Source organism: Kitasatospora sp. NPDC059673, assembly GCF_042734215.1.
GTDB lineage: Bacteria > Actinomycetota > Actinomycetes > Streptomycetales > Streptomycetaceae > Kitasatospora.
Genome location: NZ_JBHWEN010000035.1, coordinates 37,633 through 51,883, shown reverse-complemented (window position 1 = coordinate 51,883; position 14,251 = coordinate 37,633). Strand labels below are relative to the sequence as shown.

Sequence of the window (14,251 nt, the reverse complement as noted above, 5' to 3'; positions counted from 1 at the left end):
GACAGCCCAGGAGCTTTGGTTACGACCGGGAGAGAAGAGCGAAGGTGTCCCCGAGCAGCGAGACCGCGCACGGCAAGCGACTCGTCATCGTCGAGTCGCCGGCCAAGGCCAAGACGATCAAGGGCTACCTCGGCCCCGGCTACATCGTCGAGGCCAGCGTCGGTCACATCCGCGATCTGCCCGGCACGGCCGCCGAGGTTCCGGACGAGTACACCGGCGAGGTGCGCCGCCTCGGAGTCGACGTGGACCACGACTTCGCGCCGATCTACGTGGTGAACCCGGACAAGAAGTCCCAGGTCACCAAGCTGAAGTCGCTGCTCAAGGAGTCCGACGAGCTCTTCCTGGCCACCGATGAGGACCGCGAGGGCGAGGCGATCGCCTGGCACCTGCAGGAGGTACTGAAGCCCAAGGTGCCGGTGCACCGGATGGTCTTCCATGAGATCACCAAGGACGCCATCCAGGAGGCCGTGCGCAACCCGCGCCACCTGAACAAGCGCCTGGTCGACGCGCAGGAGACCCGCCGCATCCTGGACCGCCTCTACGGCTACGAGGTCTCCCCGGTGCTGTGGAAGAAGGTCATGCCGAAGTTGTCGGCGGGCCGGGTCCAGTCGGTCGCCACCCGCCTGGTGGTCGAGCGCGAGCGTGAGCGGATCGCCTTCACCTCCGCCTCCTACTGGGACTTGGTCGGCACCTTCGCCACCGGCCGCACCGCCGCCGACGCGGCCAACCCCGAGAGCTTCGGCGCCCGGCTGGTCACCGTGGACGGCAAGCGGGTGGCCACCGGCCGCGACTTCGGCACCGACGGTCGCCTGAAGAACGCCGCGAACACCCTGCACCTGGACGAGCAGGCCGCCCGCACGCTGGCCGCCGCGCTGGAGCAGACCGCGTTCAGCGTCCGCAGCGTCGAGTCCAAGCCGTACCGTCGCTCCCCGTACGCGCCGTTCCGCACCACCACGCTGCAGCAGGAGGCCAGCCGGAAGCTGGGCTTCGGCGCCAAGCGGACCATGCAGGTCGCGCAGAAGCTGTACGAGAACGGCTTCATCACCTATATGCGTACCGACTCGACCACGCTGTCGGAGACCGCGGTCGTCGCGGCCCGCGCGCAGGTCACCCAGCTGTACGGGGCCGACTACCTGCCGTCCGCGCCGCGCACCTACGCCTCCAAGGTGAAGAACGCGCAGGAGGCGCACGAGGCGATCCGCCCGTCCGGCGACCGGTTCCGGACGCCCGCCGAGACCGGGCTGGCCGGCGACGACTTCCGGCTGTACGAGCTGATCTGGATGCGCACCGTCGCCTCCCAGATGAAGGACGCGGTCGGCCAGTCCGTCACCGTCAAGGTCGGTGGCCGTTCCGCCGACGGCCGGGACGCCGAGTTCTCCGCTTCCGGCAAGATCATCACCTTCCACGGCTTCCTGAAGGCCTACGTCGAGGGCGCCGACGACCCGAACGCCGAGCTGGACGACCGCGAGCGCCGGCTGCCGCAGGTGGCCGAGGGCGACCCGCTGGCCGCCGAGCGGCTCACCCCGGAGGGTCACGCCACCAAGCCGCCGGCCCGGTACACCGAGGCCTCGCTGGTCAAGGAGCTGGAAGACCGCGAGATCGGCCGCCCGTCCACCTACGCGTCGATCATCGACACGATCATCAACCGGAAGTACGTCTTCAAGAAGGGCACCGCCCTGGTGCCGTCCTTCCTCTCCTTCGCCGTGGTCAACCTGCTGGAGAAGCACTTCGGCCGGCTGGTCGACTACGACTTCACCGCGAAGATGGAGGACGACCTCGACCGGATCGCGGCCGGCCAGGCCGAGTCCGTGCCGTGGCTCAAGCGCTTCTACTTCGGTGAGGGCGAGGCCGACGGATCGGCCGCCGCCGGCGCGGGCAACGGTGACGGCGACCACCTCGGCGGCCTGAAGGAACTGGTCACCGACCTCGGCGCGATCGACGCCCGGGAGATCAGCTCCTTCCCGATCGGCGACGGCATCGTGCTCCGGGTCGGCCGCTTCGGCCCGTACGTGACGCGCCCGGCCGCCGTCGAGGGCGAGCCCGAGCAGCGCGCCGACGTCCCCGACGAGCTGCCGCCGGACGAGCTGACCGTCGAGCTCGCCGAGGAACTGTTCGCCAAGCCCAGCGGCGAGCGCGAACTCGGCACCGACCCGATCAGCGGCAACCCGCTGGTCGCCAAGGCCGGCCGCTACGGCCCGTACGTCACCGAGGTGCTCCCCGAGGGCACCCCGAAGACCGGCAAGAACGCCGTCAAGCCGCGCACCGCCTCGCTGTTCAAGTCCATGGACCTGGACACCGTCACGCTCGAGGACGCGCTGCGCCTGCTCTCGCTGCCCCGGGTGGTCGGCACCGACCCCGAGGGCAACGAGATCACCGCGCAGAACGGCCGTTACGGCCCGTACCTCAAGCGCGGCACCGACTCGCGGTCGCTGACCAGCGAGGACCAGCTGCTCAGCATCACCCTGGACGAGGCGCTGGCGATCTACGCCCAGCCCAAGCAGCGCGGCCGGGCGGCTGCGGCCGCCCCGCTGAAGGAGCTCGGCAACGACCCGGTCAGCGAGAAGCCGGTGGTGGTCAAGGACGGCCGGTTCGGGCCGTACGTCACCGACGGGGAGACCAACGCGACGCTCCGCAAGGACGACGAGGTGGAGACCATCACCCCGGAGCGGGCGTTCGAGCTGCTCGCCGAGAAGCGCGCCCGCGGACCGGTGAAGAAGGCCGCCAAGAAGGCCCCGGCGAAGAAGACCGCCACGGCCGCCAAGAAGACCACGGCGACCAAGACCGCAGCGACCAAGACCGCCGCGGCCAAGAAGACGGCGGCGAAGAAGACCACCGCGGCGAAGACCACCGCGGCGAAGAAGACGGCGGCGAAGACCGCGGCGAAGAAGTCCGCCACCGCGGAGAACACATCCGAGGAGAGCTGACGGACGCTGCGTAACGGGCCTGTTCGAATCCGGGCGGGCCCGTTAAGGTCAGGCCCGCGCACTCGCTACGCTGACGGTATGACGAGCGAGGAGCCGCCCCCCACCGCACGCGCCGCCGCCCGCGGCCTCCCCGAGGTCGCCCCCGCCGGGACGCCCGGCGAACGGGCCCGCGCGTTGCTCCGGCTGCGGCCCTACCGGAAGCTGTGGACCACCCAGCTGGTCGGCGGCACCGCCGACCGGCTGTCCGTTCTGGTGCTCGTCCCACTCACCGTGGTCGCCGCCGTGCTCGGCGGGCAGTTCGGGCACGGCTACCGCTCGCTCGCGCTGGCCGTCGCCGCCCTGTTCGCGGCCCGGCTGCTCGCCTCCGGCCTGTTCGGGGCGGCCCTGCTCGGCCCGGTGCACGCCCTGGTCGGCGGCCGGATCGACCGGCGCTGGAGCCTGCTCGGCGCGGATCTGTTCCGCGCCCTGCTGATCGGCCTCGCCCCCTGGTGGGTGATCTGGTCGCCCGGCTCCGCCACCTGGGCGCTGCTCGGCTCGGTGTTCCTGGCCGGCGCCGCCGAACGGGTCTGGACCATCGGCAAGGACGCCGCCGTCCCCGGGCTGCTGGCCGTCCCCGAACAGGCGGGCCCGCCGGCCGCCGCCTCGCTGGACGCCGTCCGCACCCTCGACCTGCGCACCGGCTGGGCGTCGCTGCCGCTGGCCGCCACCGGACTGATCGGCTTCACGCTGCTCAACAACGTGCTCGCCGCAGTGGGCCTGCACTGGCTGCGCGACCACCAGCTCACCGCCGCCGCACTCGGCACCGCCGCGCTGTTCGCCGTCAACGCCGCACTGCTGTACTTCCAGGAGCTGCCCGCCGGGGCCACCGCCGCGCCGCGCTCCCCGCTGCAGGGTCTGCGCGCGCCCACGGACGCCACGCCCGGCCCGTCCCTGAAGAAGGGCCGCACCGGCTCCGCCCCGTACTTCACCTTCTCGATCGCCGCCGCCTACGCCTCGATGGCGGGCGTCGCCGCGCTCGGGCTGCTCACCGCCACCGAGCACCTGGCCGGCCCGATCGGCTACGGCCTGGTGGTGCTCGCCGCCGCCGGCGCGCCCGCCGTCGGCATCCGGCTCAGCCGCGCCACCCTGCCCGGCCTGTCCCGCCGCCGGCTGCTCGCGCTCGGCCTGGTCACCGCCGGCGTGGCGCTGATCCTCGCCGGGCTGGTCCTCGACTTCGTCCTGGTGCTGCTGTTCACCATGCTGGCCGGCCTCGCCGCCGGCGTGGTCATCGCCACCGGGCGCGGACTGCTCGCCCAGGAGATCGAGGAGATCCGCCTCGGCAAGGTCACCGAGCACCTGTACGCCGTGCTGCGGGTGGTCGTCGCCGTCGCCCTGATCGGCATGCCGCTGCTGGCCGCCGCCTACGGCGAGGTCTCGCTCGGCCAGGTCCGCGCCGGCAGCTTCACCTTCATCCACGGCGGCGCCGCGCTCGCGGTGTCCACCGCCGGACTGCTCACCCTGGTGCTCGCCGCCGTCGTCCTGCTGAAGACCGACGACCAGCGCGGCGTGGTCCCGTTCGGCCGGGAGCTCGTCCAGGCCGTCCGCGGTGGTGCCGGGGCCGCACCGCACCGGGTGGCCGGCAAGGGCTACTTCATCGCCCTGGAGGGCGGCGACGGCGCCGGCAAGTCCACCCAGGCGCAGGCGCTCGCCGAATGGATCCGCGCCAAGGGCCACGAGGTCGTCGTCACCCGCGAACCCGGCGGCTCCCCGATCGGGCAGCGGCTGCGCGCCCTCGTCCTGGACGTCGGCAACACCGGCCTGTCGCACCGCGCCGAAGCGCTGATCTACGCCGCCGACCGGGCCGAGCACGTCGAGAACGTGATCCGGCCGGCCCTGGAGCGCGGAGCCGTCGTCATCACCGACCGCTACATGGACTCCTCCATCGCCTACCAGGGCGCGGGCCGCGACCTGGCGGCCACCGAGGTCGCCCGGATCTCCCGCTGGGCCACCGGCGGGCTGGTGCCCGATCTGACCGTCGTGCTCGACGTCGACCCGACCGCCGCGCGGGATCGTTTCACCGAGGCGCTCGACCGGCTGGAGTCCGAGCCCACCGAGTTCCACCAGCGGGTCCGCTCCGGGTTCCTCGCGCTGGCCGCCGCCGACCCGGCCCGCTACCTGGTCGTCGACGGCAGCCAGGCGCCCGCCGTTGTCACCACCGCCATCCGGCACCGGCTCGACCGCGAGCTGCCGCTCTCCGACCAGGAGAAGCTCGCCAAGGCCGAGCAGGAACGCAAGGCCCGCGAGGAGGCCGCCCGCAAGGCCGCCGAGGCCGAAGCCGCCCGCAAGGCCGCCGAGGAGGCCGAGCGCAAGCGGCTCGCGCTGCTGGAGGAACTGCGCGCCGAGCAGGCCGAGAAGGACCGGCTGGCCGCGGAGGAGGCCGCCCGCGTCAAGGCGGAGCAGGAACGCAAGGCCGCCGAGGAAGCCCGCCTCGCCGCCGAGGCGGAAGCCGCCCGCAAGGCCGCGGCGGAGGCCGAGCGGCAGGCAGCCGAGCAGGCCCGCCTCGCCGCCGAGGCCGCCGCTGCCCGCAAGGCCGCCGCCGAGGAGGCCGCCCGGGTCGAACTCCAGCGCCAGCGCGACCTGCAGCGGGAGGAGCAGCGGCGGCGCGCCGAAGAGGCGCTGCAGCGGGCGGAGGAGGCCCGGAAGGCCGCCGAGGCCGAGGCGGACCGGACCGCGGTGCTCCCCAGGATCGAGGAGCCGGCCGCCGAGTCCGACAGCGAGACCACCCGGGAGCTGCCGAAGCCGGTGATCGACGAGACGGCCGTGCTGCCGAAGGTCGAGGACGCCGAGACCGCGGTGCTGCCCAAGGCCGAGCCTGCGCCCAAGCCCAAGCCGGCGCCCGGGGCTCCGAAGCCCACGCCTGGGACGCAGAAGCCCGAGGCCGCCGCGCCGAAGCCCGAGGCCAAGCGGGTGCCGCCCGGGCTGTTCCGCGACGAGGACGACTCCTCCCGCACCCGCGAGCTTCGGCCCCGGCCGGACTGGGCGGAGGAGACCCCGCTCGACGACCTGCCCAGCCTGACCGACAGCCTGCTCGGCTCCCGCGAGGAGTGGGCCCGCTGGGAGGCCGAGGCCCCCGAGGCGGCGCAGGACGAGCAGCCGAAGCGGGGCTGGCGCCGCCGCAAGGACTGACCGCCGACGGCAGGACCAATCGCGGGGAGCCGCACGGCGCAGGACCGGCCGCGCGGCTCCCCGCGCCCGTCCGCTGCGCCGACTGTGTCTCCGTGCGGCGTTAGGCTCGTCGGGTCGGTGACGGCGAGGAGGAGCGCGGCGTGAGTGTGTGGGACGACCTGGTCGGACAGGACCGGGTGGTCGAACAGTTGCAGGCGGCCGCGCGGGCGGCCCGGGCCTCCGTACTGGCGGGCCGGGGCGAGGCCCCCGAGGGCAACGCCTCGCTGATGACGCACGCCTGGCTGTTCACCGGCCCGCCCGGCGCGGGGCAGGTGACGGCGGCCCGGGCCTTCGCGGCGGCGCTTCAGTGCACCAGCCCCGACCTGGACCTGGGCGGGACGCCCGGCTGCGGGTTCTGCGACGGCTGCCACACCGTGCTCTCCGGCAGCCACGCCGACGTCAAGCAGGTGCGCACCGACGGTCTGTCGATCGGCGTCGGCGACATGCGCGACCTGGTGCTGCGGGCATCGAGCTACCCGACCGGCGGCCGCTGGTCGGTGATCCTGGTGGACGCCGCGCACCGCCTCACCGAAGCGGCCGCGAACGCGCTGCTGAAGGGCGTCGAGGAGCCGTCGCCGCGGACGGTGTGGCTGCTGTGCGCGCCGTCCGTGCAGGACGTGCTGCCGACCATCCGCTCGCGCTGTCGGCTGCTGGTGCTGCGCACGCCCCCCGCGGAGGCCGTCGCCGACATGCTGGTCCGGCGCGACGGGGTGGAGCCCGAGGCGGCCCGGCTGGCCGCGCTGGCCGGGCAGGGCGACATCGACCGGTCCCGGCGGCTCGCGGTGGACGAGCAGGCCCGGGCCCGCCGCGCCGAGGTGCTGCGGATCCCGCTGGAGGTCGCGGACCTGGGCGGCTGCCTGGCCGCCGCGCAGCGGCTGGTCGACACCGCGAAGGCGGACGCCGAGGCGCTGGCCGAGACCCAGGACGCCAAGGAGACCGACGACCTGCGGGCCGCCTACGGCGCGGCCGAGGGCAGCCGGGCGCCGCGCGGCATGGCGGGCGCGGTGAAGGAACTGGAGAAGCGGCAGAAGAGCCGGGCGACCCGGACCCGCCGGGAGACGCTGAACGTGGCGCTGGGTGACCTGCTGGGCTTCTACCGGGACGTGCTGGCGGTCCAGCTGGGCGCGGGCGGGCCGCTGGCCAACGAGGACCAGCGGCCGGCCGTGCAGCGGGTGGCCGGCGAGGGCGCCGCCGAGAACACGCTGCGGCGGATCGAGGCGGTGCTGGCCTGCCGGCGGGCGCTGGAGCGGAACGTGGACCCGCTGCTGGCGGTCGAGGCGATGACGGTGGCGCTGCGGGCGGGCTGAGCGGTTGCTGTGACCGTGGGCTGAAGGCTTGGGGCGTCGTTGCCGTTAGCTCGTTCGAGTGAACGTGGGGAGACGCCCGTACCGGCCGGCGGTCCGCAGGCGCGCGGTCTTGCACCCTGTGCACTGGCCACGCGCCCGCGTCCGGCCGGTCCTTCCCCGAGGTGGTGCGTCCCCATGCCCCGATCGCTCCTCGTCCTGTTGTTGCTGGTGGCCGTGGTGGCGGGCGGTTGGCTGGCCCGGTCGGCGGTGTCGCGCTGGCGGGACCTGCGGGCCGCGCAGACGTACGAGCTGGCGGCGGAGGCGCGTCCGGTGCTGGTCCGGGCCGGGGCGGCGGTGCTGTGCCTGATGTGCGTGAGCGCGCTCGGGGTGGCGGCGCTGCTGGGGGCGGGCTTCGGTCGGGTGGCGGTACGGCAGGCGGGGGCGGTGGTCGGCGCGGAGCGGCCCGTCCTGGCGGCGCCCCCGGAGCCCGCTGCCGCGTCGTCGGCGGCGTTGTTCAGCAATGTGAGCCGGCCGGCGGGCGGCGAGTTGCTGCAGGGCGAGGTGCCCGGTCCGGACGGGCGGCCGCGCGCGGTGCGGGTGTGGCTGCCCGCCGAGTACCGGCAGGAGCCCGCGGCGAGGTTCCCGGTGATCGTGGTGCACTCCGGGACGGCCGGGCGGACCGCCGACGAGGACATGCCGGGCGTGTTCGACGGCGTGGCGTCGGCCGTCGAGCTGGGCAGGGCCCGCCCGTTCGTGCTGGTCGTCCCCGAGGCCCCGAGCGGCACCGGCCACCCCTGCGACCTGGTGACCGCTGCCCCGCAGGCGGTCGCGGACGACGAGGCGCTGCGCGCGGCCGTCGGCGCGGTCTTCCGCACCCGGCCGGCCGGCCCCGACAGCTGGGCCGTGCTGGGCGTGGACGACGGCGCCCCCTGCGCGGCCGCGGCCGGGCTGACCCGCCCCGACCTGTACGGGGCGGCCGCCGCGGTGTCAGGCCAGTACGACGGGCGGGCGCTGGCGAGTGCCGCGGGCGAGGCGCCGGCCGGGTCCTCGTCGGCGCGGCTGCTGCTGGCCGCGGCCAAGCGGGACACGGACGGGCTGGAGTCCGCCCGGGCGGTGCAGCAGGCGCTGCGGGAGGCCGGGGCGCGGGCGGAGGTGCGGATCTCCGACATCGTCCAGGACTTCTCGGCGGACCGGGAGCGGATGCGGCTGGTGCGGGTCGCGGTGCAGTACCTGGCGGAGCAGCTGCCGAAGCCCTGAGCGGCGCGCTCGGTCCTGAACGGCGCGCTTTGTTCTGAGCGCCGCGCTCGGGCCTGAGCGGCGCGCTTGGTACTGAGCGGCGCGCTTGATGGTGTGACGATCGGATTTTGGGCAGGGTGGCCGCGCGAGGTGGCGGGCGGGTGGAGTCCCGGGTGCGGCGTTCGCGGCCGCTAGGCTCGGCCTTCCGGCGACGGCCGGGACGGTCGGCTCGCGGGTCGGCCCGCTTCCAGGGGAGAGGACCCACGTTCATGAGAGTCGCCCGGCCCCGCCGGCTCCTGCCCGCCGCCGCGCTGGCCGCCGCCGCGTCCCTGCTGCTGGCGGGCTGCACCTCGGGCCACCCGGCGCCCACGGCGGGCGGCCCGCCCAGCCAGTCCGCCGCGGCTCCCGCGAACGGCGCCACCCCGCTGGAGCCGCTGCCCACCGACCTGCCGCCCGGCCTCGCGCCCTACTACGCGCAGCAGCTGAGCTGGAAGCCGTGCACCACGGACTTCGAGTGCGCCACCTTCAAGGTGCCGCTGGACTACGCCCACCCCGGCGACGGCCACGACGTGGAACTGTCCGCGATCCGCAAGCCCGCCACCGACAAGGCGCACCGGCTGGGCTCGCTGCTGCTCAACCCGGGCGGCCCCGGCGGCTCGGCGATCGAATACGTGCAGGCCGTCGCGTCGCGCTACGACCCCGGGGTGCGCGCGAGCTACGACCTGGTCGGCTTCGACCCGCGCGGCGTCGGCAAGTCCGCACCGGTGACCTGCCTGGCCGATGACCGGATGGACGCCTACGCCGCCGCCGACATCACCCCCGACGACCAGTCCGAGATCGACGCCCTGGTGGCCGTCGACAAGGAGTTCGCGGCGGGTTGCTCGGCTCGGGCCGGTGAGCTGCTCGCCCACGTCTCCACCGTCGAGGCGGCCCGGGACATGGACATGCTGCGGGCGCTGGTCGGCGACCAGAAGCTCCACTACGTCGGCAAGTCGTACGGCACCTTCCTCGGCGCGACGTACGCGGGCCTGTTCCCGGGCAAGGTCGGCAAGGTGGTGCTGGACGGCGCGATGGACCCGTCGCTGGACGCCCGGGCCGGCAACCTCACCCAGGCCGGCGGCTTCGAAACCGCGTGGACGGCGTTCGCCAAGGACTGCGTCAAGCGCGACGACTGCCCGGTCGGCCGCACCGAGCAGGAGGCCGGCGACAAGCTCGCCGCCCTGTTCAAGAAGCTCGACGCGCAGCCGATGCCCACCGACACCAACCGGCCGCTCACCGAGGCCCAGGCGCTCACCGGCGTCGCCGAGGCGATGTACACCGAGGCCCTGTGGCCGCACCTGCGCGCCGCTCTGGCCACCGCCCAGGCGGGCAACGGCAGCGGACTGCTGCGGCTCGCCGACGAGTACTACAGCCGCTCCGAGGACGGCACGTACGAAAACCTGATGTACGCCAACATGGCCGTCAACTGCCTCGACCTGCCGGCCTCGTTCGCCGACCCGGCGGCGGTCACCGCCGCACTCCCGGACTTCGAGAAGGCCGCGCCGCACTTCGGCCGCGACATGGCCTGGATGGCGCTCAGCTGCGCGTACTGGCCGGCCAAGCCCACCGGCGCCCCGCACACCGTCCGCGCGGCCGGCGCCGACCCGATCGTCGTGGTCGGCACCACCCGCGACCCCGCCACCCCCTACGCCTGGGCCAAGTCCCTGGCCGGGCAGCTGGAGTCCGGGCGGCTGCTCAGCTACGACGGCGACGGCCACACCGCGTACGGGCGGCACAACACCTGCGTCGACGACGCGGTGAACCGGTACCTGCTCGGCGGGGCGGCGCCCGACAACGGGAAGGTCTGCAAGGACTGACGCCCGCCATGGTCCGGATACCGGGACCATCTGTCAGGAGTGTTTGTGCGTGAAGGGGCTGGCGCTAGCATGGCGCAGCCCCTTCGGCGTTCCTGCCTCCCGGACCCCTTGGAGACCGCAGTGCTCGGAGTCCACGACCTGACCACCTACGTCCTTGGCGCACTGGTCATCGTCCTGCTGCCCGGACCCAACTCCCTCTACGTGCTCTCCGTCGCCGCCCGCAAGGGCATCCGCACCGGCTACCGCGCCGCCTGCGGCGTCTTCCTCGGCGACCTCATCCTGATCAGCCTCACCTCCCTCGGTGCGGCCTCCCTGCTCCGGGCCAACCCCGCCGTCTTCGCCGTCGTCAAGTTCGGCGGCGCGGCCTACCTGCTGTGGATCGGCCTCGGCATGCTGCGCGCCGCCCGGCAGATGTGGCGCGAGCGGACGGTCGTCGCCACCGCCTCCTCCTCCGCCCCCGCCGACGAGGACACCGAGCGGCCGTTCCGCCGCGCGCTGGTGATAAGCCTGCTCAACCCCAAGGCGATCCTCTTCCTGCTCTCCTTCTTCACCCAGTTCGTCGACACCACCTACGGCGCCCCCGCCCTCTCCTTCGCCCTGCTCGGCACCGTCCTGCAGGCCTTCTCCTTCCTCTACCTCTCCCTCCTGATCTTCGCCGGCACCTCCCTCGCCAACGCCTTCCGCCGCCGCAAGCGCCTCTCCGCCGGCCTCACCTCCTCCGTCGCCGTCCTCTTCGCCGGCTTCGCCGCAAAGCTCGCCATCTCCTCCGCCTGACCCGTCGCCCCACCACCGCGTACGGACCACCCCCAGAAACTGTGTAGACTGACCCGCGTTGCCAATGCGACCCTGGGCTCACCAGCTCGGTCTCTCCGGGCAGCGGTGCCGCCTTAGCTCAGTTGGCCAGAGCAACGCACTCGTAATGCGTAGGTCGCGGGTTCGAATCCCGCAGGCGGCTCAGAGAAGGCCCAGGTCATATAGCCCATGACCTGGGCCTTTTGCTGTTCCTTGACCTACGGGCAGGCGTCAGCGACGCGCTACAAGATCGCTTGCGTGAGCGATGCGTGAGCGCCGGTGTTGATCTTGGGTTAGCCCTTGGCCTTCTTGGCCTTGGACTTCGCCTTCTTCGCCGCCTTCCGCTTCGCCTTCTCCGCTTCCGCTGCGGCCTTGGCATGAGCCTCGGCTTCGGTCTTCCGCTGGAGGGGGACGAGCTTCGCGGCGGCCTCGGCCGCGCCCTTGGCGATCTCGGGCAGGACGCTGGTGTAGGTGTCCGACGTGATCTTGATGGAGGAGTGGCCGAGCATCTCGGACACCACCTTCATGTCGACCCCGCCGGCGAGGGCGAGCGTGGCCGCGCCGTGGCGGAGGTCGTGCAGCCGGATCGGCGGCAGCCCGGATGCGGCGATCAGTCGCGCGAACATCTCGGTGACCTTGCCAGGGTGGAGCCAGGACCCGTCCTCGTTGGTGAAGACCCGGCCGGTGTTCTTCCAGGCAGGCCCCCAGTCGTTTCGCTCCTTCCGCTGCTCCTCGCGGTGGCGTCGCATGACGGCCACCGTGTCGTCGTCCAGCGCCACGGTCCGGAAGCTCCCGTCGGTCTTGGGGTCGGACTCCTCGACCTCCCAGCCGTCCTGCACGAGCTGGGTCGTCACGGTCAGCGAGCTGTCGTCGAGGTTGGTCTCGGACCACAGCTGCCCGCACGCCTCGCCTCGGCGAAGACCGCGGAAGGCGATCACGTGCCACATCGCGTACAGGCGGTCGTCAGCGACGAAATCGAGGAACGCGCCAGTCTGTTGCGGCGTCCAGACCATCACGGGGGAGGGCTTCACGCCGGTCTCCCGCCACTGCGCGACCCGCTCGGGTGTCCACACCAGACCCTTCGGCTTGGTGGCCGGGTCGAGCTTGACGTGGGCGGCCGGGTTGAGGCTGATCAGGCCCTCGGGGATCGCGGCGTTCAGAGCGGTCCGGAGCGTGGCCCGGATGCGCTGGCGGGTGGCCGCGCCGGTCGTTCGCCGGAAGGGCGGCATCTCGGCGAGTTCGGTGCGCAGAGCCTTGCGGCGGGCGCGGTTCTCCACGCCCTTGATCGGCACCGTGGCGAGCTCGGCCTTCAGCGCGTGCCGCAGGGCGTTGTTCTCCAGGATCTCCTCGTTGGCGTCGGCGATGGCCGTGAACATCTCGGCGAGCGTGTTCACCCGCAGCCGGTCGACGCGGATGTGCCCGATGCGGGGCTTGAGGTGGACCCGCACGTCACACCCGTAGCGGGTGATGCCGGACTTGCGGATCTTCTTGCCAGCCAGCCAGGTATCGAGCCACTCGCCCACGGTGACGCGGCTGGACAGATCCTGACCGGCCTTCAGGCGGTTGCGGGTCTCCTCGATGTCGGGCAGCTGGGACTTCTCGTCGGCGACCTTCACCAGGAGCTCGGCGACCAGGGCCAGGTCGTCCGGATCCTCCTTGCCGAGGGCGAGCAGGCCGCGAACGTGGTCGAGATCGGCCTGAGCCTCCTTCAACGTCTCGTAGCCGGCGCGGTTGAACGAACGGCGGGTGCCGTCCTCGGCGTTGGGCAGCTCCTGGCGTATGGAGTAGGCGCCGTGCTTCCGGCTGCCGAGCTTCGGGCACGCCTTGCCGAGCGGCTTCCCGGTCTCGGCGTCGCGGCAGTAGCAGCGGTGGTAGGTGGAACCCTTCATTCGTCCTCCAGATCGGTATCGGTGTTCAGTGGGGGAAGCTTGGCGTCGAGAAAGTCGAGACTCGGTGCGAGGTGCGGGACTTCCAGGCCGATCTCGCGCAGGTGTGCCCTGACGGGTTGAAGCCGCTCGCGGACGGCTGCGACGAAAGCGTCGAGTTTGTCCTGCGAGCCGGGAGGCCATTCCTCCCGGAACAATTTGAATTCCAGCTGGAACGCGTCGTGATGTTCCTCCTGGAGCTCTTGCCAGATCCGTTCGTGATTCCGGTAGAGGCGGAGCCGGTACATCCCGAGCGAGTGGCGGGCCTCTCCTGTGAAGTGGGTGAGCGCCGACCAGCGGTCGCTGGGCATCTCTGGCAGGTAGTCGACCCAGCCGCCGAGGGCTGGGGAGAAGAGCAGCTCGACCGGCGCTATGTCCAGGGCCTCGGCCACGACGATCAGCTCGGGAATCGTGATCGTCTTGCGCCTGCCGGACTCCCAGTTGGCGATGACGTTCCGGGGGACTTCGTAGCCCAAGTCCCCTGTTTCGTCGGCCACATCCTGCGCGGACAGCCCAAGGTCTTGCCTCCTTCGGGTGATTGCTCGGATGACGTCCTTGGTGATCCGTTCGGGCCAGTCGGGCGCGTCTTCGTCGTCGGTGGACCAGTGTTCCTCGCGGCGTTGTGTCATATCGACACAGTAGCCACTGGAAAGCTCTTCTCCGTTGCGGCACTCTGCCGCAGCCCCCCGGTCCGGGGGAAGCTCGGATTTGGAGTTCATGTGCGAACTGGTGACATATCGGCGACGGCGCAGGGGATGGGTCGGGCCGAACTTCTCAGGCTGCCGGCGGCCATCGACCTCGACACCGCCAACCGGGCCATCGGCCTCGGGCGGAGCAAGGGCTACGAGCTGGCCCGCCTCGGTGCCTACCCCTGCCGGGTTCTGCGACTGGGCAAGAAGTACCGCGTGATCACAGCGGACCTTCTGCGCCTGCTCGGCATCGACGCGGCGTTCGGCGAAGGTTCGGCGGCTGATGCAGCTTGACGTGGTGAGAGCCCGATCCACAAGCCTGTCTGCCGTGGGCGTACT

Annotated in this window: 9 protein-coding genes and 1 tRNA gene; 8 read left to right on the top strand and 2 right to left on the bottom strand. The window is 72.7% G+C overall.

All coding sequences use genetic code 11. The features are described 5' to 3' along the window. The first annotated feature begins 44 nt into the window (after nt 1-44). The 7 genes from topA (at nt 45) to ACFV18_RS29910 (ending at nt 11,461) form a co-directional block, all read left to right on the top strand. The gene (gene topA, locus ACFV18_RS29940) at nt 45-2,924 is read left to right on the top strand and encodes a type I DNA topoisomerase (protein ID WP_380488375.1); all 2,880 of its coding nucleotides are present in this window, start codon (nt 45-47) and stop codon (nt 2,922-2,924) included. A 78-nt stretch (nt 2,925-3,002) separates the two neighbouring features. Next, on the top strand, nt 3,003-6,089 hold the full coding sequence (tmk, locus tag ACFV18_RS29935; protein ID WP_380488374.1) for a dTMP kinase: 3,087 nt from the start codon (nt 3,003-3,005) through the stop codon (nt 6,087-6,089). 140 nt (nt 6,090-6,229) lie between these two features. Then, complete coding sequence (locus tag ACFV18_RS29930; protein ID WP_380488373.1) at nt 6,230-7,435, top strand: DNA polymerase III subunit delta'; 1,206 nt, start codon at nt 6,230-6,232, stop codon at nt 7,433-7,435. A 174-nt stretch (nt 7,436-7,609) separates the two neighbouring features. Further along, on the top strand, nt 7,610-8,671 hold the full coding sequence (locus ACFV18_RS29925; protein WP_380488372.1) for a hypothetical protein: 1,062 nt from the start codon (nt 7,610-7,612) through the stop codon (nt 8,669-8,671). 248 nt (nt 8,672-8,919) lie between these two features. Beyond that, entirely contained in the window at nt 8,920-10,506 is a 1,587-nt protein-coding gene (locus tag ACFV18_RS29920; protein WP_380488371.1) for an alpha/beta hydrolase, read from the top strand. Nucleotides 10,507-10,626: 120 nt separating this feature from the next. Continuing rightward, nucleotides 10,627-11,280, top strand: coding sequence for a leucine efflux protein LeuE (gene leuE, locus ACFV18_RS29915; protein WP_380488389.1), 654 nt, complete (start codon nt 10,627-10,629; stop codon nt 11,278-11,280). Between the two features lie 107 nt (nt 11,281-11,387). Beyond that, nucleotides 11,388-11,461, top strand: a tRNA-Thr gene (locus tag ACFV18_RS29910). A gap of 130 nt (nt 11,462-11,591) precedes the next feature. Here the strand turns inward: ACFV18_RS29910 and ACFV18_RS29905 are convergent. Then, the gene (locus ACFV18_RS29905) at nt 11,592-13,187 is read right to left on the bottom strand and encodes a tyrosine-type recombinase/integrase (protein ID WP_380488370.1); all 1,596 of its coding nucleotides are present in this window, start codon (nt 13,185-13,187) and stop codon (nt 11,592-11,594) included. Next, on the bottom strand, nt 13,184-13,942 hold the full coding sequence (locus ACFV18_RS29900; RefSeq protein ID WP_380488369.1) for a helix-turn-helix domain-containing protein: 759 nt from the start codon (nt 13,940-13,942) through the stop codon (nt 13,184-13,186). The genes ACFV18_RS29905 and ACFV18_RS29900 overlap by 4 nt, the downstream gene beginning before the upstream one ends. Before the next feature lie 36 nt (nt 13,943-13,978). On the opposite strand from ACFV18_RS29900, the gene ACFV18_RS29895 reads away from it, so the two are divergent. Continuing rightward, complete coding sequence (locus ACFV18_RS29895; RefSeq protein ID WP_380363736.1) at nt 13,979-14,206, top strand: hypothetical protein; 228 nt, start codon at nt 13,979-13,981, stop codon at nt 14,204-14,206. The last annotated feature ends 45 nt before the right edge of the window (nt 14,207-14,251 follow it).

Coding starts and splice junctions, on each gene's coding strand:
- tmk (WP_380488374.1), top strand. CDS start 3,003: ATGACGAGCGAGGAGCCGCCCCCCACCGCACGCGCCGCCGCCCGCGGC.
- ACFV18_RS29925 (WP_380488372.1), top strand. CDS start 7,610: ATGCCCCGATCGCTCCTCGTCCTGTTGTTGCTGGTGGCCGTGGTGGCG.
- ACFV18_RS29920 (WP_380488371.1), top strand. CDS start 8,920: ATGAGAGTCGCCCGGCCCCGCCGGCTCCTGCCCGCCGCCGCGCTGGCC.
- ACFV18_RS29905 (WP_380488370.1), bottom strand. CDS start 13,187: ATGAAGGGTTCCACCTACCACCGCTGCTACTGCCGCGACGCCGAGACC.
- ACFV18_RS29900 (WP_380488369.1), bottom strand. CDS start 13,942: ATGAACTCCAAATCCGAGCTTCCCCCGGACCGGGGGGCTGCGGCAGAG.
- ACFV18_RS29895 (WP_380363736.1), top strand. CDS start 13,979: ATGGGTCGGGCCGAACTTCTCAGGCTGCCGGCGGCCATCGACCTCGAC.